This is a genomic window from Hymenobacter sp. NBH84, assembly GCF_014217645.1.
In the GTDB taxonomy this organism is placed as follows: domain Bacteria; phylum Bacteroidota; class Bacteroidia; order Cytophagales; family Hymenobacteraceae; genus Hymenobacter; species Hymenobacter profundi.
The window spans coordinates 4,692,807-4,718,548 of sequence record NZ_CP043644.1; the positions used below are offsets into that span (position 1 = coordinate 4,692,807).

At 51.5% G+C, this 25,742-nt stretch carries 23 protein-coding genes; 13 read left to right on the forward strand and 10 right to left on the reverse strand.

The window, feature by feature from the left end:
- The first annotated feature begins 65 nt into the window (after positions 1-65).
- The 9 genes from F1C16_RS19675 (at position 66) to F1C16_RS19715 (ending at position 10,142) form a co-directional block, all read left to right on the forward strand.
- Positions 66-1,517, forward strand: coding sequence for a POTRA domain-containing protein (locus F1C16_RS19675; protein WP_185282292.1), 1,452 nt, complete (start codon positions 66-68; stop codon positions 1,515-1,517).
- Between the two features lie 38 nt (positions 1,518-1,555).
- Positions 1,556-2,449, forward strand: a complete 894-nt coding sequence (locus F1C16_RS19680; RefSeq protein WP_185282293.1) for an NAD kinase — start codon at positions 1,556-1,558, stop codon at positions 2,447-2,449.
- Positions 2,450-2,579: 130 nt separating this feature from the next.
- Entirely contained in the window at positions 2,580-3,458 is an 879-nt protein-coding gene (locus F1C16_RS19685) for a DUF6089 family protein (RefSeq protein ID WP_185282294.1), read from the forward strand.
- 43 nt (positions 3,459-3,501) lie between these two features.
- Positions 3,502-4,260: a DUF6089 family protein gene (locus tag F1C16_RS19690; RefSeq protein WP_185282295.1), complete on the forward strand. Its 759-nt coding sequence runs from the start codon at positions 3,502-3,504 to the stop codon at positions 4,258-4,260.
- Between the two features lie 96 nt (positions 4,261-4,356).
- Positions 4,357-5,103 carry an isoprenyl transferase gene (locus tag F1C16_RS19695; protein WP_185282296.1) on the forward strand — a complete coding sequence of 249 codons (747 nt, stop codon included), beginning with the start codon at positions 4,357-4,359 and terminating at the stop codon, positions 5,101-5,103.
- Between the two features lie 9 nt (positions 5,104-5,112).
- Positions 5,113-7,647, forward strand: a complete 2,535-nt coding sequence (gene bamA / locus F1C16_RS19700) for an outer membrane protein assembly factor BamA (RefSeq protein ID WP_185282297.1) — start codon at positions 5,113-5,115, stop codon at positions 7,645-7,647.
- 14 nt (positions 7,648-7,661) lie between these two features.
- A complete protein-coding gene (locus F1C16_RS19705; RefSeq protein WP_185282298.1) occupies positions 7,662-8,321 on the forward strand; it encodes an OmpH family outer membrane protein in 660 nt (219 codons plus the stop codon).
- 65 nt (positions 8,322-8,386) lie between these two features.
- A complete protein-coding gene (locus tag F1C16_RS19710) occupies positions 8,387-9,010 on the forward strand; it encodes an OmpH family outer membrane protein (RefSeq protein WP_185282299.1) in 624 nt (207 codons plus the stop codon).
- A 79-nt stretch (positions 9,011-9,089) separates the two neighbouring features.
- Entirely contained in the window at positions 9,090-10,142 is a 1,053-nt protein-coding gene (locus F1C16_RS19715; protein ID WP_185282300.1) for an RluA family pseudouridine synthase, read from the forward strand.
- 73 nt (positions 10,143-10,215) lie between these two features.
- Here the strand turns inward: F1C16_RS19715 and F1C16_RS19720 are convergent, their stop codons facing one another.
- From F1C16_RS19720 to mazG, 8 genes are all read right to left on the reverse strand, one after another.
- Entirely contained in the window at positions 10,216-11,835 is a 1,620-nt protein-coding gene (locus F1C16_RS19720) for a tetratricopeptide repeat protein (RefSeq protein ID WP_185282301.1), read from the reverse strand.
- 37 nt (positions 11,836-11,872) lie between these two features.
- Positions 11,873-12,874 (reverse strand): PstS family phosphate ABC transporter substrate-binding protein, encoded by a 1,002-nt coding sequence (locus tag F1C16_RS19725; RefSeq protein WP_258048974.1) that lies wholly within the window; start codon positions 12,872-12,874, stop codon positions 11,873-11,875.
- 370 nt (positions 12,875-13,244) lie between these two features.
- Entirely contained in the window at positions 13,245-14,093 is an 849-nt protein-coding gene (locus tag F1C16_RS19730) for an energy transducer TonB (RefSeq protein ID WP_185282302.1), read from the reverse strand.
- 265 nt (positions 14,094-14,358) lie between these two features.
- Positions 14,359-15,207 carry an energy transducer TonB gene (locus F1C16_RS19735; protein WP_243900176.1) on the reverse strand — a complete coding sequence of 283 codons (849 nt, stop codon included), beginning with the start codon at positions 15,205-15,207 and terminating at the stop codon, positions 14,359-14,361.
- Positions 15,204-15,725, reverse strand: a complete 522-nt coding sequence (locus F1C16_RS19740; protein ID WP_185282303.1) for a biopolymer transporter ExbD — start codon at positions 15,723-15,725, stop codon at positions 15,204-15,206. The genes F1C16_RS19735 and F1C16_RS19740 overlap by 4 nt, the downstream gene beginning before the upstream one ends.
- Before the next feature lie 14 nt (positions 15,726-15,739).
- On the reverse strand, positions 15,740-16,363 hold the full coding sequence (locus F1C16_RS19745) for a biopolymer transporter ExbD (protein ID WP_185282304.1): 624 nt from the start codon (positions 16,361-16,363) through the stop codon (positions 15,740-15,742).
- 67 nt (positions 16,364-16,430) lie between these two features.
- Complete coding sequence (locus tag F1C16_RS19750) at positions 16,431-17,303, reverse strand: MotA/TolQ/ExbB proton channel family protein (protein ID WP_185282305.1); 873 nt, start codon at positions 17,301-17,303, stop codon at positions 16,431-16,433.
- 257 nt (positions 17,304-17,560) lie between these two features.
- Entirely contained in the window at positions 17,561-18,403 is an 843-nt protein-coding gene (mazG, locus tag F1C16_RS19755) for a nucleoside triphosphate pyrophosphohydrolase (RefSeq protein ID WP_185282306.1), read from the reverse strand.
- Positions 18,404-18,573: 170 nt separating this feature from the next.
- On the opposite strand from mazG, the gene glmM reads away from it, so the two are divergent.
- From glmM to F1C16_RS19775, 4 genes are all read left to right on the forward strand, one after another.
- Entirely contained in the window at positions 18,574-19,968 is a 1,395-nt protein-coding gene (gene glmM, locus F1C16_RS19760; protein WP_185282307.1) for a phosphoglucosamine mutase, read from the forward strand.
- A gap of 194 nt (positions 19,969-20,162) precedes the next feature.
- On the forward strand, positions 20,163-21,329 hold the full coding sequence (locus tag F1C16_RS19765) for a cysteine desulfurase family protein (protein ID WP_185282308.1): 1,167 nt from the start codon (positions 20,163-20,165) through the stop codon (positions 21,327-21,329).
- Positions 21,330-21,656: 327 nt separating this feature from the next.
- The gene (locus tag F1C16_RS19770; protein ID WP_185282309.1) at positions 21,657-22,301 is read left to right on the forward strand and encodes a hypothetical protein; all 645 of its coding nucleotides are present in this window, start codon (positions 21,657-21,659) and stop codon (positions 22,299-22,301) included.
- Positions 22,302-22,329: 28 nt separating this feature from the next.
- A complete protein-coding gene (locus tag F1C16_RS19775) occupies positions 22,330-22,815 on the forward strand; it encodes a PRC-barrel domain-containing protein (RefSeq protein ID WP_185282310.1) in 486 nt (161 codons plus the stop codon).
- 206 nt (positions 22,816-23,021) lie between these two features.
- On the opposite strand, the gene F1C16_RS19780 is transcribed toward F1C16_RS19775, so the two are convergent.
- Positions 23,022-23,942, reverse strand: a complete 921-nt coding sequence (locus F1C16_RS19780; protein WP_219733358.1) for a sulfite exporter TauE/SafE family protein — start codon at positions 23,940-23,942, stop codon at positions 23,022-23,024.
- Positions 23,943-24,022: 80 nt separating this feature from the next.
- Positions 24,023-25,738: an NADPH-dependent assimilatory sulfite reductase hemoprotein subunit gene (locus F1C16_RS19785; protein WP_185282311.1), complete on the reverse strand. Its 1,716-nt coding sequence runs from the start codon at positions 25,736-25,738 to the stop codon at positions 24,023-24,025.
- Positions 25,739-25,742 lie beyond the last annotated feature (4 nt).

Consider the following 25,742-nt stretch of genomic DNA (forward strand, 5'->3'; position numbering starts at 1 on the left):
CGCTTCCAGCAGTCCCGGCGCTGCTAGCTTTCTAGCATTCCTCCGACGCTTTATTTCAACAAAAGTTGCTGGCCTGTTTACTGTCCCTACTGTTGAGCTGGCTGCCAGCACCAGCTTCCGCCATCTCCCTCCCCGATACCACGCGGGCCGCTATAGGTAGTGATAGCACGCTGCGGGCACAGTGCCCTGGATACACGCGGGTAAAGGTAGACCAGGTACTGTTTGTAGGCAATGTCAAAACCAAAGAGCGAATTCTCCGTGCCGAACTAGACTTTCGGGAAGGCGACTCGTTGAATGTGATTGGGTTGGGTAAGCGCCTGGAGGCCAACCGTCGCCGCATCTACAACTTACAGCTCTTTCATGAAGTAGCCTTGCAGATGGTGTGCCGCGATGGCAGCATAACGGTGCTATTTGGAGTACAGGAACGCTGGTACACCTTCCCCGTACCCATCTTCTCGTTGGCCGACCGCAACTTCCGATCCTGGGCCAACCGCCCCGACCGCTGGCGTCGGGTAGACTACGGTATTCACCTCACTCGCAATAACTTTCGAGGCCGCAACGAACAGCTCATTGCCAACCTGCAACTGGGCTTCAACCGCAAGTACGAAATCTTCTACGAGGCGCCAGGCTATGGAAGGCGCCGCCGTCTGGGCTTGGGCCTGGCGGCCTCCTACTATCAAAGTCGCGCCTTGGACTATGCAACCGTGCAGGACCGCCTCGTAAACTACCGCACCGACGATGGGTTTGCCTTGCAACGGCAGTATTTCCTGGCCGGATTGCGCTGGCGTCATACCGTGCAGCGCCTGTCAGCTTTCGATGTTTCCTACCACCACGAGCGCGTGGCACCGGAGATTACGCAACTCAACCCCAACTATTACCTGGGCAATAACCGCCGCGACTATCTCGATTTCACGTTTAGCACTACTCTGAATCAGCGCAATACTTTTGCTTACCCCCTCACCGGTCGCTTCATGCAGGTAGTAGCTAGCCAGCGGGTTTTTTTGCGTACGGGTAGTCCTGGCATTACTACCCTGTACGGCACGTATGCTCGCTACCTGGCGCTAGGCCGTGGATTCTACTACAGCGTAGGCGTACAGGCGCGGGCCCGATTCGCTCAGCGCATTGCCTACCCCGACAATCACGCGTTCGGCTACGAGGCCTTGGTGCGGGGCTACGATGCGTACGTGGTAGATGGGCGTTACTATGGCTTGGCCCGGCAAGGCCTATCGTACCGTTTGCTCGATCTGGGCCGTCTGCAACTCAATAGTATTGGTAATCCAAAGGTCAACAGCATCCCGCTGGTTTTTTATTTGAATACCTTTACCGACGCCGGCTACGTAGTAGGACGCTCTGCCGTAGCAGAGCGTTTCCAGAATCGGTTATCTAATCAACTACTGGCGTCAGCGGGTGTTGGACTGCACCTGGTTACGTACTACGATTGGGTATTCACAGCGGAATATGCCCTTAATGGTCGGGGTGAAACCGGCTTTTTCTTCCGTACATCTTTCCCTATCTAGAGAAGCTCGGGAAGGATGTTCATTCAAAAGCGTTACCTATGAAAATTGCTATCCTGGGTAAATCATTCAGCAACGAAGCCGCACCGTATTTACAGGCGTTACTCAACGATTTGGCCGATCGGCAGGCCGACGTGCTGGTCGAAACCCGGTTCTGTGATTACCTGCGCGAGCATCTGGAGCTCCCCGGTAACATAACGTGCTTTCAGCGTGGCGACTCTTTGCAAGACGTACAATTTGTGCTCAGCATAGGTGGTGATGGTACTCTTCTAGACACGGTAACCTACGTGGGTAGCCTGGAAATCCCTATCCTAGGTATCAATACCGGACGGTTAGGATTTCTGGCAACTATCAATCCCGAGCGTATTGCGCAGGCGTTAGATGCATTGTTTAAAGGTCATTTTATCATTGAAGAGCGCAGCCTTATCCGAGTAGACACTGACCCCGAAGTCTTTAGTGGCATTAATTTTGGGCTGAACGAATTTTCGATCTTGAAGCGCGACACTTCGTCCATGATTGTGGTACACACGTACATAGACGGCGAATACTTAAATTCATATTGGGCTGATGGCCTAATTGTGTCGACTCCAACCGGCTCTACGGGATATTCGCTGAGCTGTGGCGGCCCGGTAATGCTTCCGCAAACAAACAATTTTGTTATCGCTCCCGTATGTCCGCACAACTTGAATGTTCGGCCACTCATCGTGCCCGATGAGAGCGTAATTTCTTTTGAGATAGAAGGACGTAGCAATAATTTTCTGCTCTCGCTGGACTCGCGCTCTGTCACCGTCGATGCCGGCATTCAGATAGCCGTACGTCGAGAAACCTTCAATGCGCATTTGGTGAAGCTAAACCACGTTAACTTTTTGAGCACCTTGCGTAGTAAACTGAATTGGGGACTAGATCGTCGTAACCCGGCCGGTATTCCAGTCTGAAACATTGATAAATAATTATTTTTGTTTTTTAAGTTCTTCGTAACCTCTACTTTTGTCGTTAGTTAAGACTACGCCATAATGGTTTTGTCACATTTCTTCTGGACCTGCATATCATAACTTCCGCTTACTTATGAAGCAAATTTTCACTCACACGCTGGCTTCACTACTGCTTATGGGGCTGGTAGCTACGCAGGCCAACGCGCAACAGTTCAGCAAGCGGAAGCAATATAGCTCCATTGGGGTAAGCCTAAATGCAATGAACTACTTTGGTGACATTGTACCGAAGACTAGTTTGCCCAGCTTCCGTGTTGCCGCTACACGCCCAAACATAGGGGTATATTATATGCACCGTTTCGCTCCACGCATTTCTGCTAAGGTGGCGTTGAACTATGGTCGTATTTCCGGTGATGACGCGAAGGCAGCTGATCCAAACGGCGCAGACTCGCGTTATCGCTACAATCGGAATATGAACTTCCGTAACGATATTGTGGAGTTGTCTGGTATGGCGGTATTCGACTTAATCGAAAACCGTAACAATTACCTCAAGCGTCCCGACTTTGTGCCTTACCTCACGGCCGGTATTGCCGTATTTCATCATAACCCTAAGGGTGCCGATGCCGATGGTGACTACGTGCAGTTACAGCCTTTGCAAACAGAAGGGGTAGATTACAGCTTAACACAGTTTGCTATACCATTTGGTGGAGGTGTTCGTTACCGGATAAATAAAAGCTTCGACATCGGTCTAGAGCTAATCACCCGTAAAACCTTCACCGACTACTTAGATGATGTAAGCGGTACGTTTGTAGAGCGCAGTACATTGGCTCCTGGTGCTGCTCAGTACTTTGGCCATGATATTACAAATAGCGTGCGCAACAACACGAGTGATTTCCCTAGCTTTACCGAGGCTGGCCAGCGTCGTGGTAAGGATGGCAACGACTGGTATACTACTTTAGGGGTTACCGTCAACTACATTCTTGCTCCCCGCGTAAAGAACCCCAAATTCCGCTAGCCTATGTAACGTAGGCTGGCTACCCTCGACCATAGCCTGTCTAATGTTTAAATCGCAACTCTTCAAAACGCTCCTTGCCTGTGGTATACCGGCGGGGAGCGTTTTTTTTGCCGGCACCGCCGCAGCTCAAAATACCAGTGAATTAGGTATTGGCGTTGGTGGTGCTGTGTATCGCGGTGAAATAGCACCATCGTACCAGTTTCGCAATAATCGGCCAGCCGTGACTGCCTTTTACCGGAAGGATATTACAAACCCCGTTACATTACGTGGGGGGCTTACCTATGGTATGCTGCGTGCCGACGATATCAACCAAAAAGGCGATAATGATGCACCACTCCCTTTGCCTGCCTACCGGCAGGCTGGGCTAAAAGGTGGACTGCTGGAGGCATCTGCTGTGATAGAATATAATTTCTTCGATTATCACGACCGAAAAGATAAAATACATTTTACCCCCTATGTATTTGCGGGCATAGCTGGATTTTACGCCAATACGCGCGTCAGTACAGCCAATGCATCGTTGGCAGGAGTAATTGATAGGAGTGGAGCAATGCTGGGCTTTGCTATCCCAGCGGGGGTAGGAGTAAAGTATGCTATTTCGCCGCGCTGTAACCTTGGGGCGGAGGTTGGTGCCCGCAAGACTTTTACTGATAATCTTGACCATTTAAGCACAAAAAATACGCAGCTCAATACAAGTTCTGAGCGCGACTTATTGATTAACAGACACACGCAAGATTGGTATTTTTACAACGGTATTAGTATCTCTTACACCTTCTACAAAATCCGCTGTCCTGAAGGACAATAAAGAAATAATTAGCGGACAGAACTGAGCAGCCAATTGTGAGGGGAGGGTATGCAACCATTTGCGTAACTTGCAGCCTCCTATACGCAAAGAACAACAATGGCCGCTCGGTCCGAAATTGACCTTCAGAAATTACCTGCGCACGTTGCCGTTATCATGGATGGCAATGGCCGCTGGGCCAAGAAAAAAGGTGGCTTACGCATCTTTGGGCATCAAAGCGCCATTACGGCTGTGCGCGAAACGGTGGAAGCCGCCGCAGAGCTGGGCATACGATTCCTGACCCTTTATGCGTTTTCCACTGAAAACTGGGCACGCCCGGCGCACGAAGTCACGGCACTGATGCAGTTGCTGGTGCATACTATACGGCAAGAAACACCTATCCTGTTGAAAAACGGGGTAAAATTACAAGCAATTGGTCAGTTGGACAGCTTGCCTGTCAGCTGCCAAAGAGAATTAGCAGAAGCTATTGAGCTAACGCAAAAAGGGGAACGTACCACATTGGTACTGGCGCTGAGCTACAGTGGCCGGTGGGATTTGGTACAGGCTACACGCCGTTTGGGTGCGGATGTAGCAGCCGGCAAGCTGCGAGCAGATGAGGTAACAGAGCACACTATTGCTGGTTACCTCAGCACGGCTGCAATGCCTGATCCGGAATTATTGATCAGGACGAGTGGTGAGCAGCGTATCAGTAACTTTTTGCTCTGGCAACTTGCTTATACTGAATTATATATAACTGATTTGCTCTGGCCAGACTTTCGGAGGGAACATTTTTATGAAGCCATCCGCGAATATCAGCGCCGGGAACGGCGTTTTGGAAAAACCAGTGAGCAGTTAACCGTTTCGTAATTTCTTCGAATGACCTCTTTTTTCAACCAGCTTCGCTGGCTAGCTGCGCTATTAGTGTTACTCGGCGGTGCCATAAGCAGCGCTCCTACGCAGGCACAAACTGCACCTCCTAACGATGGGGCAGAACACTACGTGCTAGGCGGCATTACAGTAAGCGGTGCACGCTACCTGGATAACAATACGCTGATTGCGCTAACAGGTTTAAAAATTGGTGACCCAATTTCTATTCCTGGTGAAGAAATCGGTAAGGCTATTCGTAAGCTGTGGGACCAGGGCATTTTGGGCGACGTGAGCGTATCAACCACGAAAATTCAGGGGAACAAAATCTTCCTGGATTTCAACCTGAAGGAGCGGCCGCGTTTGTCGCGCTTTGAATTCACAGGTATCAGCAAAGGCCAAGCAGATGAGCTAAAGAATAAAATCAAGCTGATTCGGGGTAAGGTAGTAACGGATGCCTTGCTCAATAACACGCGCACGCAGGTAAAGAAGTTCTACACCAACAAGAGCTTCCTCGATGTGAAAGTGAACATCACGCAGCGGCCCGATTCGGCCCTGTCGAACAGCGTTGTGCTGGTGATTAATGTAGATAAAGGCGACAAGATCCGGGTGCGTGATATTGCCTTTGAAGGCAATAAGGCCTTTTCCGATAGGAAGCTGAAAGGCAAGCTCAAGAAGACTAAAGAGAAGAAGCCGTATAAGCTGCTGACCTCCGGAAAATTTCAGCGAGCTGAATATGAGGAGGACAAGCAAAAACTGCTCGACTTTTACAATGCTCAGGGATACCGTGATGCTATCATCGTTTCGGACACGCTAATCCGCAAAGATGATGGTCTGGCGCTGCGCATTACGGTGGATGAAGGACCAAAATACTACTTCCGTAATATCACGTGGAGCGGTAACTATCTCTACGACGACAAGACCTTAGCCTCAGTGTTAGGTATCAAAGAAGGTAGCGCGTATAGCAAAGAAACGCTGGACAAACGTCTGAACTACAACCCGACTGGTCAGGATATCACGTCGCTCTATATGAACGATGGCTACCTGTTCTTCCAAATTGAACCGGTAGAAACCAAGGTGGAAGGCGATTCAATTGATATTGAGATGCGCATCAATGAGGGTGTGCAGGCTCGGGTGAAGGATATCAATATTGCCGGTAATACCAAAACCAGTGACCACGTAATTCGGCGCGAGATTCAGACGCTGCCGGGCGACAAGTTCAATCGGGAGTTGCTGATTCGTACGCAACAGCGCCTGTCGGGCCTGGGTTATTTCGACCCGGAGAAGGTAGGGATGAACCCTGTGCCAAACCAAGCTGATGGTACTGTAGACATTAACTATACGGTGGAAGAGAAACCTTCCGACCAGATTACGCTTTCGGGTGGCTGGGGTGGTTATGCAGGCTTCATCGGTACGGTAGGTTTAGTCTTCAACAACTTCTCGCTCCGCAAAGCTGGTACGCTTAGCAACTGGCGCCCTGTGCCTGCTGGTGACGGACAGCGTTTGGCTCTGAATGTGCAAGCCAACGGTTTGCAATATCAAGCTTACTCGTTCTCCTTTACAGAGCCGTGGCTAGGTGGCCGCAAGCCCAATTCGTTCTCCTTTAGTTTGAACAAAACGATTTCGCGCTTCGGAACCAGCTTCGACCCTACGACCGGGCAGTTCATCAAATCGAACAGCGCAACTGTGGCCCTAGGCCGGCGCCTTCGTTTCCCCGATGATTACTTCACGCTCAGCAATTCGGTATCGATAACGCAGTATAAGTTTCAGAACTATCCGCTGAACATCCGGAACAGCGCGGTGTCGGAGCTAACCACAGGCGACGCAAACAACTTTGTGTTCAATACTACATTGGCTCGTAACAGCATCGACAATCCTACCTTTACCCGTCGGGGCTCTTCGCTGTCGTTGTCGTTGTCGCTGACACCGCCTTACTCGTTATTCCCAGGAGCTCATCCTAACTCCACGCAGTGGCTAGAATACCATAAGTGGATGTTCGATGCCTCGTGGTTCACGCCGCTGGTAGGCAAGTTGGTACTGAACTCCCGCGCCCACTTCGGTTTCTTGGGGGCTTATAATGGCAACCGTACGTTGGGGCCGTTTGAGCGCTTCAAACTGGGTGGATCGGGTCTGGGCTACGGTGGTGCTTCCAACTTCATTGTAGGTACTGAATACATCGGTTTGCGCGGCTACGCCGACCCGAATGATCAGGAAGCCATTCCGACCGCACAAACGGCAGATAACGGCGGTATTGCCTACAATAAGTTTGTGATGGAAATGCGTTACCCTGTGTCGTTGAACCCGGCCGCTACGGTTTATGTTCTGGGCTTTGCAGAGGCTGGCAATGCGTTCAACACCTATTCGCAGTACAACCCTTACAAGCTGTATCGTTCGGCGGGCATAGGCGCCCGCGTATTCATGTCGGCGTTTGGCTTGCTTGGGTTTGACTATGGCTACGGCTTCGATACGGTACCAGCTACTGTAACGAATCCTGGCACAGGTCCGAAGGGCCGCTTCCACTTCATCATTGGTCAGCAGATTCGTTAATCATCTTAGTTCGCATGAAAGCACTTCGGTATAGTTTGTCGGTGCTGACGCTGGTGATACTATTGGCGCCGACCGCACTGGCGCAAAAGTTTGGCTACGTCGACTCAGAATTTGTAATGGGTAAGATGCCGGCTTATGCCCAGGCGCAGCAGGAACTAAACACCTTATCACAGAATTGGCAGAAGGATATCGAAGTGCAGAAGCAGGACTTGGATAAGATGTATCGCACGTACCGCGCCGAAGAAGTTCTACTAACGGAAACGCAGAAGAAGAAGCGTCAAGACGAGATTACTAAAAAGGAGCAGGACGTTCGGGCTTACCAAAATAAGATATTTGGTTACGAGGGCCAACTGTTCAAAAAGCGGCAGGAGCTAACTCGCCCCGTGCAGGACCAAGTGTTTGAGGCGGTGGAAAAAGTGGCGAAGAAAAAGCAGCTGGCTATTATCTTCGACAAATCCGGTGACCTAACCATGCTATATACCAATCCGGTGCACGACTATACGGAATTTGTTTTGGAGGAATTGGGTTTGGCTTCTGCGGACCGCAATCAGCCAGCGCAGTCGGGCGCTACGCGTACCGTAGAGCCACCGCAAACGCCTGCTAATAGCGCCGATGCCGAGCCTGGTACACCACAAGCAGCTCCTACCCGGACTGTGCCAACACGCCGACCGTAGCTAAAAAATTGAAATCCTTACCTTTGCCCTACTCAATCACTGAATTTTCCCTTTTAATGATCACCATGAACAAAATCCGCCTCGCCCTGGCTGCCGTTGTGCTCACTTTTGCTACGGCTACTTCCGCGTTGGCTCAGGCCCCGCTAAAGATCGGCTACACCAGTGTATCGTATGTGCTAGCCCAGATGCCCGAAAGCAAGCAGATTGAGTCACAGCTGAAGACTTACAGCTCGCAATTGGAAGCGCAGTTGAAAACGAAATACACTGAGTATCAAACGAAAGGAGAGGCGTATCAGAAAGGTGCTAGCGCTATGTCTGATGTGGTGCGTGCTGACAAAGAAAAAGAGCTGCAAAATATACAGCAGTCTATCCAAGAGTTTCAGCGCAATGCCGATCAGAGCTTGCAGCAGCGTCAGCAAACCTTGCTAAAGCCTGCTCTCGACAAGCTGCAAAAGGCTATCGACGATGTCGCTAAAGAAAGCGGTTACACTTATGTGCTGAACTCAGACGGCGACAGCCCTGTACTGTTGCATGGTCCTGAAGAAGGTAATATCTCGGATTTGGTGTTGAAGAAAATGGGCATCACGCCGCCTGCTCCGGGCGCTGCACCTACCGCAGCCGCTACCCCAGCACCCGCTGCGTCTAAGCCTGCTGCAACGCCTGCCTCTTCGGGCAAAAAGAAGAAATAGTTAGCCTACCCATATTACAATAGAAAAGCCGGAACCCACAGGTTCCGGCTTTTCTATTGTAGGGCCCTACCTTTGTGTTATGCTACCATTGCCTGACGATGCCCTACCTATTCCGCCTGATGAGGACGAAGGTGGAGATGAACTTTACGAACACCACCGCATCCGGGCCGACAAAGGGCAGGAGCTGTTGCGGCTAGATAAGTTTCTGCTCAATCGCCTACCCAGCACGTCGCGTACCCGCATTCAGAATGCGATTAAGGCAGAAGCAGTGCAGGTGAATGACAAGCCGGCCAAAGCCAATTATCGCGTAAAACCGCTAGATGTGGTGACTGTGACGCTCCCCGAACCGCCTCGCGAGTTCAAGGTGGTGCCCGAGTCCATGGAGCTGGATATTCGCTACGAGGATGAGTCGCTACTATTGGTAAACAAGCCAGCCGGGATGGTGGTGCACCCAGCTTTCGGTAATTGGAACGGAACGCTAGTCAATGGCTTGGCCTACCATCTGCACAACTTACCTACTGGGCGCAACGGCGAAATCCGACCGGGCTTAGTGCATCGCATCGATAAGGATACATCCGGGTTGCTAGTGGTTGGTAAGTCTGAATGGGCCATGACACACTTGTCGCAGCAATTCTTTCACCATACCATCGAGCGCACGTATTTGGCGTTGGTGTGGGGTATACCTAAAGAGCCAGAAGGAACGATTACGGGACATATAGGCCGCAGCCTGAAAGACCGCAAGGTGCAGGCTGTGTACCCCGACGGCGACCAAGGCAAACATGCCGTGACGCATTATAAGGTATTGCGCACTTACCGACACGTAGCCCTGCTGCAATGCAACCTCGAAACAGGCCGCACGCACCAGATTCGAGCGCATATGAAACATATTGGTCACCCGCTGTTTTCAGATGCCACCTACGGCGGTGATAAGGTGCTCTACGGCCAACGTACAGGGGCATATAAAGCGTTTGTCGAAAAGGCTTTCACCTTGATGCCACGGCAGGCTTTACACGCTAAATCACTGGGTTTTGTGCATCCCGTTTCAGGAGCTCCCATGCAGTTTGAAGTAGAGTTGCCTACCGATTTTGCTAATGTGCTGGCCGCGTGGGAAGAGTACGTTACCGAAGAATAGACAACTTGGTATTAAAGCAAAACAGCCCGCTGTCATTTTTGACAGCGGGCTGTTTTGTACTACAACCTGTATGCTATTTACGAGCAGTCTTAGCGCCCGAGATGCTGTTTACAGCAGTCTTGGCTTGGTTGTCGTTCGGGTCGATGGCTAGAGCTGCCTGCCAGTATGGTAGGGAAGCGGCTTTGTCGCCCTTCTGGTAGTAATAATAACCCAGATATTTGTTCGCCGTCAACACTTCGTTCTTGTAACGAGCAGCATCTTCAGGATTTGCCTTCATCATCTCCAAGAACTTCTCGTAATGCGGCTTGGCCTTACCTTCTGTGGAGTTAGGGTCAAGGTTAGAGTTCACGCGAGCCCGCATCAAATATCCAGCAGCATACTCAGGGCGGGCAGTTAGCACGCCAGCGTAGAGGCTATCAGCTTCTGCATACTGCTTGTTGTACTCATATGCATTAGCCAAACGGATTTGGTCCGTTAGCTCAGCGCTACCATTTGCCTTAATTTGGTTAGCAATTTTGGTCTTATAGGTAGCCACTGCCATGGGGTAATCCTTCTTGGTCAGGTAGGCCTGGGCCAAGTCATTTTGTAGGTCACCGGCTTTCTGAGGGTCCATTTCGATACCCTTTTTGATGGAGGCAATACCCTCATCAAATTTATTTGCGGCTACCTGCATTTTGCCCAGATATACATAGTCATCAGCAATCAGCTTGTTAGCCGGCACCAGCGACATGTATTTCTGCATTGCTGCCATGGCCTCCTCGTTCTTCTTATCCTCGTAGAGCGAGTAAGCAACTAGGCGGTTCATAGCCACATTCTTGGGGTCAACCGCCAATACTTTCTGGGCTTCCGTAACGGTTTCCGGATACTTCTTGGTCAGAAACAAGAAAGCAGCATACGTTGCGTTAGTTTGAGGCGTCCGCTCAGCCCGATCGATATACTTCTGGAACGTCTGCAAAGCCAGATCATACTGACCAGCGTAATAATACGTCTCGGCCAGATCGCGGTAAGCAGGAGCGTAGTTCGGATCGAGGCTGATAGCCTTTTCGAAGGCCGTACGGGCTTCGTTATAGTTCCGGGCGCGTACGTTCAACTGACCTTGACGGTAGTAAGCCTGTACGTTGTTAGGGTCGGCTAGAAGCGCACGAGCATAGCTACCCGATGCGTTACCACCACCTTCAGCCGTTTTCAGGTAGATATCACCACGGGCTACCATCAACGCGGGCGTATCCTTTTCTTTGTTGGCTTTGTGCGCAGCTTCCACATAAGTCAGCGCCTTGGTGATGTTCTTCTCGTCCGACTCAGCGTAGGCCTGGGCAATTTTGGTGAGGATATCAGCATCCTTGCCCTTGGTTTTCTTAACGGCTTCGTCGAAACGCGCCTCCGCTTCCGTGGTCTTGCCTTGTGCCAATGCGGCCCGACCAGCAGCTACCATCGATAGTGCAGATTTGGGGTCGTTGGCGCCTTTGTTGAAATAATAAGCCGCCGAGTCTGGCATATCGCGGAACTGGTACAAACGACCAAGCTCGTAATTTGCTTCAGGAGACTGTGGCTGGCGCAACAGATCGGCACGAGCCTGTCCGTAGCGCTCAAGTTCAATGGCTTTCTGCGCGCTCTGCACATTTTGGGCAACAGCAGAAGAGCCATATACCGACAAAGCAGCGAGAAGAGAAAGCTTCCAGGGCTTGAGAGTCATAAATCAAAAATTTGGTGAAAGGGCGAAGGATACGCAGCTATTGAGCTGCGGTATTTACAATTCGAGTTTGTCCAATGGCCGGCACTAATCCTGATTTCAAGATAATGAGCTGACCTTTAGAACCTGCTACAAAAGCAACCAAGCCTTTGCCTAGGCCTGTGCGGGCATCGCGGCTGATAACATACAAATTGCGGCGCAGCGGATACGTTTTCAGTGCTAAGTAAGCTTGGTAGGGCTGAAGATAGTCATCTGGGTTGGCCGACGCTTTGGGGGCGATGGCGGCTACTCGAATCTTATCTAAAAAGTTTTCTACAGTTTTATCATCCCGGTCGCTGATCCAATTAGCGCCTATTACGCCGATTGCGTTTGGATGACTAGCAACGTAGTCAATCAGGGCAGGGTTCGATTTAGAAGCATAAATCTTCGAAGTCAGTGCCGCGCCGCGGGTTATGGAATCCTGTACAAAGCGGGTGGTACTCGAGCGGTTAGCATCAAAAACCACGTTGATATCACTCAACGTTTTTTTACCGCTTATCTGGTCCCAACGTGTGGTTTTGCCCGTGAATATGTCCCGCAGCTGATCCATGGTCAGCAGCGTATCTGGGTTAGATGGGTGCAGAATAATGGCCAAGCCATCGGTTCCTACCCGTACAACCTCCGGAACGATCTTGTCTTTATTCAAGGTAGCACGCTCGTCGGCTGTCAGTTCACGCGATAGTACTATCACCCGCGAGCGGTTAGCTAGCAGGTCCTCTACTGCATCTTGCTCAGGCTTATAGCTCGAGGTAATTTTAGCATACTGGTAGAGTTCCTGAAACGTGTCGGTCTCGGCCTTCATAATAGGCTGAAACGTTTCATCTACACTAATGGTGAGCTTGCCAGAGGTAGGCGTATCGTTCACCTCCAGTTCGCCCTTCTCATTAGGTCGGTTGCAACTCGCTGCCAAACCAGCCAGAGCTACTATTCCCCCCAGCACCCAACGGCTAGCGCGCATCATTATCATAGGTTTTTTGAAAGTGCTGACGATAAATCCGGACAAATCTAATAATTCCGTAAAATATGAATACTCCCCCCAATATTCGGCGCGGTCCTAATGGCAGATTGAAGGCGCCATTGGGTGCTGCAACCAAGTAAACACCAAGGCCGAAGTAAATAACGGCCATGAGCAATAAAAAGTATCGGGTGAGAGAAGACGAAGAAGTGGAGCGGCCCAGCCGCTCTTCCGTGGTAGGGCGATGCATGTTTAAAAGATATAAGCGAAAGAAGGTTTTATTTTTTAACGTTAAAAAGAAGAGATTTTGTTCGTTTTGTGCGCGTCAGCTCCTTTTGGGAACGGCAACTAAAACTAAAAAACAGTCAACGGAAACCCCGTTGACTGTTTCTGACCGCTAGTATATAGGAAAATATGATTACTCGTATCGAAAAGTAATGGGCATGGTATACCGCACGGGTACTGTATGCCTGTTCTGACGGCCGGGCGTCCAGGCTGGCATCTTGCGTATGACGCGCATCGCCTCCTCGTCTGTTCCGTAGCCTAGGCCTTTCACAATCTCTACGTTCGTGATAGAACCATCCGTATTCACCACAAACGATACGTACACCTTGCCGGCAACATTGTTTGATAACGCTTGGGTAGGGTAATGCAGATTCTTCTGCATAAACTTCCGCAAAGCATCAGGCCCACCAGCAAATTCAGGCATTACCTCCGCGTGTATAAACGGTTGGGCCGGTGGTGCGGCCACGGTGGTGCCGGAGTCGCTGACGCCAGTAGTAGCGTTACCAGTAGCTCCTATCTTACCTGCGGCACTACCCCCTATTTCACCTACACGTTCAACATCACCAAGTATACCGTCGTTAAGCGTAGTAGGCGGCGTTGCCTTTACAGACTCTATTTTCGCCTGTTCGTCGGGCACCACGTGGGTAGGTACCTCTTCTTGTATAGGTGTTACTACTACCGGCGCAGGAGGCGCTACCGTTGCTTCAATCTGCTCTGCTGGCGGTGGCAAAACCACATCTACTAGTTTCAGCCCTCCATCCTCCAGGGCAGGGGGGAGGATAGTCGCAATGGTGGTGGGCCATATCTTATTTACTAGTAGCGGAACGCTCACCAGCAATAAAAACAGTGAGAAGGCAATAAGAGCGGCCCGCGTCAGGTGCTGATGATACAGCCGCCGAAGCACAAAAGCACCATAAGCTTTGTTACGCCCTTCGAAGACAATATCATCGAGGGTAGCGGTAGGGAGGTGTAGGGTATTCATGGGCAGAGGGGTTAAATAGTGAAAACCGTGTCCGTAATGCGCATTACCCAAGCAGGTTACAGCCAATTGCTAGTAGTGCTCTGCTTTCATCTCTTCAACGGTAGCTATCTGAGAAATTGTATATATAAGCTTTGCATTTTTTTGAAAGAGTAACATACAAAAGGAATTTGTACAGATTGTCAAAACAGCTTCAGGTAGAAATAGAAAACCCGAACCGAGCAATGCTCAGTTCGGGTTTTCTATTTCTACCTGAAGCTGTTGAAGCTTACTTGATAGCGAAGGTTACTGGTACAGTAAACGATACGCTTACGTTCCGACCGTTCTGCTTACCTGGAGTCCATTTCGGTAGGCCTTTGATAACCCGCATTGCTTCTTCGTCGCAACCGGCACCAATACCTTTTTGGATTTTAACCCCAGAGATAGAGCCGTCCGGACCTACTACGAAGTTCACGAATACTTTGCCTTCTACCTGGTTGCGCAATGCCATAGCGGGATACTTAATGTTTTTCCCGATGTATTGCAGCAGAGCGCCCATACCGCCTGGAGGCTCTGGCATCTGCTCCACGTAGTTGTACACCTTGGTATCAATCACCTCTTTAACTGGCTCTTTGCCAGTTCCACCTTCAATACCGTTCAGGTCTGGTGGTGGCGGTACGTCTGTGGTGCCTTTGACCGTTTCCGTCGAAATGGTCGTCGTCGACAGCTTATCAACGTCTGGCACTTCTTCCACCTTGCGTACTTCCTCGTCGCGTTTTACCACGGGAGGCGTAAACTTGATCGTCGAAACGACTGGTGGCGGTGGTGGTGGTGCCTGAGGTGGTGGCGGTGGTGGCGGTGGCGGTGGCGGTGTAGCCGGATTAAGTGGTGGCGGCGCCATCAACTCTACGGTCTGTAGATTTTTCGGTGCTTCCACTACTTCCTCTTCAGGCTTTAGCAGATTCGCAATTGTCGGAATACTCACGGCAAAAGCAAAGAAAGCAACGGCAATCAACAGCGCCCGGGTAACGTGCTTGTTATACAAGCCGCGGAGCACATAGGCTCCATAAGCCTTGTTGCGACCCTCAAAAACGATGTCGTTGAGAGAAGCCTTGGCCAGTTGTGCGTTATCCATCATAGCCCTGAGCCTTTAATTAAGTCCTGATCATTCGTCGAAATCTCCATCAGAGCATATTTTTTCTGTCCCGTGATGTTCATTTCATCCAGAATATCCACCATGTTTTTATACGTGGAGGTATCATCTGGCTTAATCATCACTACTACATTCGGATTACGCTGCTTACGCTCGAACAATACCTTGCGGATGCCATCAGCACTGAAATCCGAAGACTTCAAGTCCGGCTTCACATTGTTATCTAGCAGGCCATCATAATAGTAGATCTTGTTGTCCCCACCGAGAAGAACAGTGAAAGCATTGGACGCTTTCAGTTCCGTTTTCTCTCGCTCATCTCTGATCTTTGCAGGCATGTTCAGCTCCATGACGGTAGGCTTGCTGAACGTAGAGGTGAGCATGAAGAAGGTAAGTAGCAGGAAGGCCAAATCTACCATAGGGGTCATATCGATTTTAGTCGACATTTTTTTGGCCCGCTTCTTACCTCCGCCACCGGAGTCGGCTTTTTGTTGTATTTCTGCCATGTTTCTAAGGTCGGTTAGTTTCCAGCTACCGGCTTACCTTCCAAGTCGGTAATCAGATTGAAAGTGTTGATATCCTTATCCTGCAGAAGCTTAATGACTTTCAATACGGTGGGTACGTCGGCAGCACCATCGCCACGAATGGCGATATAAGCGGGCTTGTTAAAAGCTTTGTACTCAGCCCGCTGCGCAGCAGTCACCCATTCAATTAGCTGGTTATTAACCGAGTCAATGGGAACACCGGGCTGCGATGCCTTCTGACGCTCCTCACTGGAGAGGTTCAGCAGACCAGGCAATTGCTGCACAGGTACTCCGAAGCTCGCCAAACCAGTGAAGCGTTTAGCTTGCTCTGCCGTGAAACCCACGCTGTACTTCGCACCTACGGTAGCCAACAGATCCTCTTTCACCTTCGCATCATCTAACCCGAAAAATACGCGCTTGTCCTTGTCAATGGAGATAACCATTACATGGCTCTCGGGCAAACGAATCTCGGAGATGGAAGCAGGAGTATCTACTACTACGTCTTCTTGCGGCGCAAACTTAGCCGTGAGCATGAAGAAAGTCACCAGCAGGAATGCCAAGTCCACCATCGGAGTCATATCCAACGAGGGGGACGTTCTGTGAGGTTTTACTTTAGGCATTGCTGAAAGTGTTAGTTAGCAAAATTCAAAACGTTAAGAAACTATGCTTTAGTACGTAAACCGCAACTTAAGCAGGATAAGTTTCCGTTTCGCCGTGTTGCGAAGCAAACGTTTGAATAATGCTAAAGCCTGCTTCGTCGATGCTGTAGGTAAGAACGTCGATTTGGCTAGTGAAGTAGTTGTAGGCAATGATGGCCAGAGCCGAGGTACCGATACCCAGCGCCGTGTTGATCAAGGCTTCCGAGATACCCGTCGAGAGAGCAGCGGTGTCAGGAGCACCAGCGTTAGCCAGAGCCGAGAAAGCGCGAATCATACCGAATACCGTACCGAGCAGACCTACCAGGGTAGCAACCGAAGCAATGGTCGAGATGATAACCAGGTTTTTCTCCAGCATAGGCAGTTCCAGAGCCGTCGATTCTTCGATTTCTTTCTGAATCGACAGGATTTTCTGGTCTTTGTCCATGCCACGCTCGCGGGCCATTTCCTGGTACTTCAGCAAGCCCGACTTCACTACGTTCGCTACCGAGCCTTTCTGCTGGTCGCACACGGCAATAGCACCTGCGATGTCATTCACGTTCAGCTTCTGGCGGATCGAACGCACAAAGCTTTCGATGCTCTTGGAGCCTTTGGCTTTGCCAATGGTCAGGAAACGCTCAATCGAGAAGGTGATAACCAAGATGAGCAGCGTCAGCAGCACCGGTACAATAATACCACCGGCGTATATGGTGCCCATGTAGTTACCGGGCAAGGGTAGGTTCTCGTTGTTGCCGCCTTGGAAGTTGGACGGGTTACCGAAGACGAATTTGTAAATAATGACAGCAACTACAAAAGCCAGCGGAATAACGATGGCGGCGAACGCAGAGCCGCCTTTTGCTTCACCCTTGGGGGCAGCGGGAGCGGCAGGCCGCACGTTCTTGTTCGTGGCATTCTTTTGTTCCATTGTTCCGGAAAATTAGGGGAGGTTGGTGAAAGGTTGAAAATGTAAAACGTTTGGGTCAGTTAAAAAAAATATAGTTAAAAGTGTCGTTCATCTAAGTGTTGGCTCAAAAATTGACGGAAAGAAGCAGAGCTGTTATTCGCACGTAGTTTCCTTCTTACAAGGGCAACATAGCCTTGGCAAACCTAATGAAAAAGGAATAGGTAGCCAAAAGAAAAATGCGTTTAAACGGTCTGAAAAGGCTTGAGGCTTAAAAAAATCTATTCCTGGTTTGCGGAATCAGCAGCAAAAGATAGAGCTTTTTTAGCTGTCTCCCAATACACGTCCATTTCAGGTAGGGTCAAATCAGCTAGCTGATGCCCATCGTGGGCTGCCGCCGATTCCAGAAACTGGAAGCGCTGGATGAATTTCCGGTTGGTACGTTCAAGAGCCTCTTCAGGGTTTATGCCGGCGAAGCGGGCAAAGTTGACCAAGGAGAACAGTAGGTCGCCAAACTCTTGAGCAGCACGCTCCTGGCGAGCTGTATCCATGGTGTCAATGGCCGAATATTCTTCGCCGAACTCCCGCAATTCTTCCTGAACCTTCTCCCAAACCTGCTCAGGCCGCTCCCAGTCGAAGCCAGCGCCGCGCGCTTTTTCTTGGATGCGCATGGCCTTTACCAAAGCAGGAAGAGATACGGGAACGCCGCCTAGTACCGACGTATTGCCTTTTTCCTTCAATTTCAGCTGCTCCCAGTTGCGCTTCACGTCCTCCTCCGTGTCGGCCTTAGTGTCACCATAGATATGCGGATGACGGAAAATAAGTTTTTCGCATTGGGCATTCAGGACATCAGCAATGTCAAACTGACCCGTTTCGGAAGCTATTTTGGCATAAAAGAGTAAGTGAAGCATGACGTCGCCTAACTCTTTGCGCACGTCGGGGAGGTCGTTGCGTAGAATGGCGTCGCTCAGCTCGTAAGTTTCTTCTATTGTTAGGTGCCGTAGCGTTTGCATCGTTTGCTTACGGTCCCACGGGCACTCGGCACGCAAGCGGTCAAGCACATCGAGCAAACGGCCGAAAGCAGCTAGTTGGGCCGCACGAGCAGAGGAAGAAGTAGTATCCATTCAGCCAAATATACAAAGACATTCTGCTTCGTTGCCGTATAAGGGGTAGACGGCGACTCTATTTGTATGTGCTGATTACGCCGAATGCAACCTGGCACATCACTCAAGTACTTTAGGGAAAGCAGCCACTATTTTCTACTTTTGCGCACTTTAAAAACGAACCCGTACTCGTGGCACTTATCAAATCTATTTCAGGCATTCGCGGCACTATTGGCGGTGCTCCCGGTGAAGGCTTGACACCCATTGACGTAGTGAAATACGCCGCCGCTTTTGGCACCTGGATGCTGGCTAACTCTTCTCAGACTACTATTGTAATTGGCCGCGATGCTCGCTTGTCAGGCGATATAGTGAGTAAACTGGTAGCTGCTACTCTCCAAGGACTGGGTATTGATGTATTAGATCTGGGGCTGAGCACAACGCCTACCGTTGAAATGGCTGTGCCGGCCAAACAAGCTGGAGGCGGTATCATTCTCACCGCTTCGCATAACCCTAAGCAGTGGAATGCGCTGAAGCTATTAAATCAAAAAGGCGAATTCATTTCGGATACAGAAGGGCAGCAGGTATTGGCCCTAGCCGACATGGAAGCGTTTGACTTTGCGCCTGTCACTAAACTTGGTAACTACAGCACCGACGATACCTTCCTGCAAACGCACATTGATGCCGTACTGGCTCTGCCGCAGGTAGACGTAGAAGCAATCCGTGCGAAAAACTTCCGGGTGGTAGTAGATGCCGTGAACTCAACGGGCGGTATTGCCGTGCCGCAACTGCTGGAAGCGCTGGGGGTAGAGAAAGTAGAAAAGCTATTCTGCGAACCTACCGGCGATTTTGCGCACAACCCAGAGCCCCTACCTGAAAACCTGCGTGATATAGCCAAAGTGCTGTCGCGTGGTGGCTTCGACCTGGGCATTGTAGTTGACCCCGATGTAGACCGGCTAGCACTGGTGTGCGAAAACGGCGAGATGTTTGGCGAAGAATATACGCTAGTTGCCGTAGCCGATTATTTGCTGAAAGAAAATGGTGGTGGCAATACGGTGAGCAATCTGAGCAGCACCCGTGCCCTGCGCGATGTGACCGAGAAGCACGGTGGTACCTATGCCGCTGCTGCCGTAGGTGAGGTGAACGTGGTGAACAAGATGAAGGAAACCAACGCGCTGATTGGCGGCGAAGGCAACGGAGGTATCATCCTTCCCGAACTGCACTACGGCCGCGACGCGTTGGTAGGCATTGCGCTTTTCCTGACGCACTTGGCTAAAACAGAAATGACGATGACCCGGCTGCGGGCGTCTTATCCCAATTACTTCATTTCGAAAAATAAGATCGAGCTAACGCCTGATATCGATACCGACCAAGTGCTGGTGCAGATGCAGGAGCGTTACGCCAAGCATCCTATCAACACGATTGACGGAGTGAAAATCGAGTTTGATAAAGAGTGGGTACACCTACGCAAATCGAATACCGAGCCGATTATCCGCATCTACGCCGAATCGGAATCGAACGCCACTGCCGACCACTTGGCCAATAAAATTATTGGCGACATTAAGGAGATTATTTCTCAAAAGGCGTAGTTTTTTTCCCGAAACCATATGCAAGTCACTTGTTTGTTTTGTTGTTGTATCGCCTGCTGGCATGCTACAGTAACAGCTAATTGTGTGGCTGTGTGAGTGAAGGATTCCGGGACCCACGCCGGAATCCTTTATTTTTATATACCCGTTGCGGCTACACGTGCTACGTGTAGTCCTTACGTAACCCCTCTGCTACTATGGCGCTTGCTTCTGCTTCCCCTACCACCGTTTATTTCGATAATGCTGCCACTACGCCGCTCGACCCCGAGGTGCTGGAAGCAATGCTGCCATTTATGCGTGAGTTTTACGGCAACCCCAGCAGCATTCATGGTCATGGGCGCAAGGTGCGGGCAGTGCTGGAAAATGCTCGCAAGACTATTGCGCACCTTATCAATGCTGCGCCTGCTGAAATTACGTTTACCTCAGGAGGCACCGAGGCAGATAATTATGCCATCTTCGGCAGCATCCAAACGCTGGGGCTAACGCGGGCTATTACGTCGCCGTTGGAACATCATGCGGTGTTGCATCCGTTGCAAGCACTGGAAAAATCAGGCGCCATTACGCTCCACTACGTGCAGCACGACGCACTAGGTACGTTGAATCTGGCGCATTTGGAAGAGCTGTTGGCCGGGCAGCCCCGCGCCCTGGTCAGCCTGATGCACGGCAACAATGAGGTAGGCAATCTTAATGACGTGCAGGCTATTTCCGATATCTGCCGGCAGCACCAAGCTGTGTTTCATACTGATACGGTGCAAACCATGGGGCACTACCGCCACGATGTGCAGCAGCTAAAGCCTCATTTTCTGGTTGGGTCAGCCCATAAGTTTCATGGGCCGAAAGGGGTAGGGTTTATATACCGCAATCCGGAGTTACAGGTGAGGCCGCTTATCCACGGGGGCTCGCAGGAGCGGAACGTGCGGGCCGGTACTGAGAATGTGTATGGTATTGTGGGGCTAGCTAAAGCATTGGAAATTGCCTACCGCGACATGGCTGCGCACCATCAGCATATCCAAGGCCTGAAAGATCGGTTTATCGAAAAGCTACGGGCGGGGATTGATGACGTGCAGTTCAACGGCCACTCCGCAGAAGCTGACAGAAGCCTGTATACAGTGCTGAACGTGAGCTTGCCACCGTCCGAATTAAACGAGATGTTGCTGTTCAACCTCGACATCAACCGTGTGTCGGTATCGGGTGGCTCGGCGTGTACTAGCGGGGCCAATGCGGGTTCACACGTACTCACAGCTATGAACTGCGACCCGAACCGCGGCGCCATTCGCTTCTCTATGAGCAAGTACAATACACCTGAGGAGGTTGATTATGCGGTAGCGCAATTAGCGAAAATGTATCACCGCGAAGCAGTGTAGCTCTTTCGTAATATTCCACCTTGAAGGCTTGGTTATTACATAATGCTAGCCTGACTGTCACGCCCTACCTCGTCACAGAATGTTTCAGACGGATAGCGGCAGAAGGCCGCTTGTTGCGCCGTTGTCGCAACCAAAACAATATATGCACAGTGGTATACCAACTGGAGCGTCATTTCAGGCTGTGCAGTAGATATACTCGCTGTTACCGATTTTATCCCGCTACCCATTGTACAAGCGTAGGCGAGAAACGGTAGAGTAAGGTGTATGGATAGTACCCATTTTTGCCGGTATGCGTACTTCAGTGCGTGCTCACTTTTATTCGCTCTCATGGCTGAAATCAATATCCAACGCAAGAAGTCTTCTCCCAGCCCATGGCTATTGGTTATTTTGGTAGCGCTGGCGCTGGCCGTGGCTGGCTACTTTATTTTTCGGAACGACACGGAGGCAACTCCGGCGCCACCAATAGTTAGTGACGGAGCTTCTACCCCCGCCGACCTGAACGCTAGCAGAGCTATGCCAGCCTCCGATGAGCAGGCCGTAGCCGATATGGCTGCCACCGAATTGCTGCCTACCCCCGACGAGTTGGAAGCCTACGCGGCTACCGACCCTGCGCAACCGGAATATGCCCGGGAGGGTCTGCGCATGTTCACGGCAGCGTTGGTGCGCATGGCCGACCGCACCGAATTTCGTGACTCAAACGTGAACGAGCAGCGTGACCAGCTGACCAGCGCCACAGCTCGCATTGACAAAGAGGGCACCAGCCTGCGCCCTGGTTTTCTGGCGGTGGCCTCGCTGTTGAAAGCTATGCAACAAAAAGCCTACCCCGACGAAGAGTTTGCTGCTAACGACCTCGGCCTACAAGCCAGCCAGTTCAGCGGCCGCACTGGCACGGCGCAGGAGCGCGAGTGGGTGCAGAATTTTTTCCGGCACGCCGCCCAGCTCATGAAAACGATGAACGGACCCACCTCGTAGGCCGAAGCAACTAAACGAAACATCCGAGATGGAAACTACCTCTACGCCCGTGCCCTCGGGCCAGCACATGCACCTACGCCGTCTGCGCGACCTAACCGAGTTTGAAGTGGCCGACGGCAACCCCGACGTGCGCGGATGGTCGGTACGCGGTGGCGACGGCAAAAAGTTTGGCGACGTGTACGAGTTAATTGTGGAGGTGGAAACCCTGAAGGTGCGCTACCTCGATGTGGAGTTGGATGCCTCGTTGCAGGTCAATAAATGGGAGCGGCACATTTTGCTACCCATTGGGGTAGCAGCTATTGATGAGGACGCCGATAATGTGTTCGTGCCATCGCTCACCATAGAAACGGTGCTGGAATATCCTCCTTATACCGAAATTCAGATTACGCGGGAGTATGAAGAAGCTATGCTGCGTAGTCTGAAGCTGGGGTTGCCGCAGCATACCAGCAGCAATTTCTACGATCAGCCTTCTTATAGCGACGAGCAGTTTCATGCTAATCGTCGGCCAAGATGAAAAAGGTGAAGTGGTGAGTTTGTGAAGTTGAGAAGTTGAAATAAGAGAGCTTCTGTCATCCTGAGTTTGCGGAGGACCTTCTGCCAGTTAAATGACCATCGTAGCAACGACTCGTTCACACGTAACAAGGTCCTTCGCAAGCTCAGAATGATAGAAGCTCTTTTATTTCAACTTCTCAACTTCACAAACTCACCACTTCACCTTTTCTAAAATACCAGCTTCCGCAGAGTCCAGAGGCTCCAGAAAATCACCATCAGCCCTACCCCGATAAACATACCGCGGATGGGGATACGGCCGGCCAGCCGGGCCGCGAAGGGTGCTGCCGAAACGCCGCCTACGATCAGGCCCAGCACAATCTGCCAATGTGTGACGCCTAGGGTAGCAAAAAAGGTGAGGGCACTGGCAAAGGTTACAAAGAACTCGGTAAGGCTTACTGAGCCAATGACATACTGGGGCGTACGGCCGTTGGCGATGAGCGTGCTAGTAACTAGTGGTCCCCAGCCGCCACCACCAAACGAGTCGAGGAAGCCGCCGGCGCCGGCCAGCCAGCCTGCATGCTTCACTTTTTTGCGGCGGTCGGCGGCCTGTTTGAAGGCTTTGCTGATAATGCGAATGCCCAATAGCAGCAGGTATACCGCTAACACCGGTTTGATCCAGTTTGCATAATGCTCTCCGAAATACGTGAGCAGCAGCGCCCCGCTCACCGAGCCTAGAATGCCAGGAATTAGCAGAGCTTTGAACAGGCGGCGGTTGACGTTGCCTGCTTTGTAGTGGCTGAAGCCCGAAGCGCCGCTAGCAAACATCTCGGCCGTGTGAATGCTGGCACTCACGGCAGCCGGATTCAGGTTCATCGACATCAGGCTAATGGCCGTAACCACGCCGTAGCCCATACCCAGTAGCCCATCAATCAGCTGTGCTCCGAAGCCGATGGCAACGAAAATGTAGAACGTTTTGGATGTGCTCAGAAACGTCCACACCGACTGCTGAGCAAAATAGGTTGCGGAAAAGTGCAGAATTAGCAGGAGCGCGCCGACTGCTAGTGCACCTAGTGCCAGACGACGCCACCACACCATACCCGCGGGCGGAGCTGGTTTAGGTGGCGTATATGTAGCATGGCGAGAATCCATCGAATAGGTAGTCAGGTGTAGGTTGGTAGTGATGAGTGGTGATTTGCCAGTGACATAGCAACTCATCAATCATCACTAAATTAAGCGTGGAAATCTAGGCCTTGAACGGTAGCAGCCACGTGACCCTGGCGAATTACGAAATCACCAAATTTTTCCTGGGGCTCACGCTCTTGGGCATAAGCTTCCAGCAGCGGCGTTAGTTCGGCCACAATTCCTTCCTCGTCCAGCATTTCCTTGTACAGTTTATTCATCCGCTGGCCGGCGTGGTCGGCGCCGAGGTAGAGGTTGTAGCGCCCGATGGCCCGGCCCACCAAGCCAATCTCGCCCAGGTAGGGACGGGCGCAGCCGTTCGGGCAGCCCGTCATCCGAATCAGAATACCTTCCTCGCTGAGACCATTCGCCTGAATCACTGTATCGAGGCGGTCGAGCAGATGGGGGAGGTAGCGCTCTGCTTCGGCAAAGGCTAGGGAGCAGGTATTTAGGGCCACGCAGGCCAGCGAGCTGAGGCGTAGCGCGGTTTGCTGTTGGGTTTTGGCCCACGCGCCGCGGGTTTCCAGAATCTGCTGCACGCGTTGGCGGTGCTTGGGGTCGATGTTGGCAATGACCAGGTTCTGATTGCCGGTCAGGCGGAACTCGCCGGTGTGGAAGGCGGCAATTTCGCGCAGGGCGGTTTTCAGCTCTACACCGTTTTTGTTGGTCACACGGCCACCTTCTACAAACAGTGCCAGATGCTCCTTACCATCTTCGCCCTGCGACCAACCAAATGAGTCGCCGGAGCCGGTGAAGTGGAAGGGGCGTGCTTCCTCCAAGTCGTAGCCCAGGCGTAGGCGTAGCTCTTCCAGGAATGCGGGTAGCCCTACCCGGTCGATGGTGTATTTGAGGCGCGAGAACTTACGGTTTTCGCGGTTGCCCCAATCACGCTGAATGGTTACCACTTTCTCGCACACGTCCACTACCTTATCGGTGGGCACAAAGCCAATAAGGTCGGCCAGGCGCGGGTAGGTTTCGGGCATCCCGAAGGTCATGCCCATGCCGCCGCCAATGGCTACGTTGAAGCCTTGCAGCACGCCGTTTTCGGCAATGGCTACCAACGCAATATCATTGGAGAAGATGTCGGCGTCGTTTTGCGGCGGAACAGCAATGGCAATTTTGAATTTGCGCGGTAGGTAGGTGGCGCCATAAATCGGTTCGAAGTCCTCCTTTTCGCCATCGTTTACTAGGCTGGAGTATTGCTTCTCGCCATCCAGCCACAAATCCCAGTAGGCGGTGGTACGGGGCGTGAGGTGGGCACTGATGGCCGTAGCCACCGCGTGCACATCCTTGTGCAGGGCCGACTCGTGCGGATTGGCGGCGCACATCACGTTGCGGTTCACGTCGCCGCAGCCCGCAATGCTGTCGAGCAGCACATCGTTGAACTCTTGAATGGTAGCCCGCAAGTCGCGCTTCAACACGCCGTGCAGCTGAAACGTCTGGCGCGTAGTGAGCTTGAGCGCACCGCTCCCATAGGCATCGGACAGAGCATCCATGCGCCGCCATTGCTCCGGCGTAGCCACGCCACCCGGCACCCGCACCCGAATCATGAAGGAGTACAGCGGCTCTAGTTTCTGGCGCTTCCGCTCGCTTTCTAAGTCGCGGTCGGTTTGCTGGTAGGATCCGTGAAACTTGATGAGCTGCGTATCGTCGGGTGCAATAGCCCCGGTGATAGGGTCGGCCAAACTCTCTTTGAGGGTGCCGCGCAGGTAGTTGCTGCCCGCCTTAATGTGTTCGACTTCGGATAATTTTGGAGTATCAGCCATGATG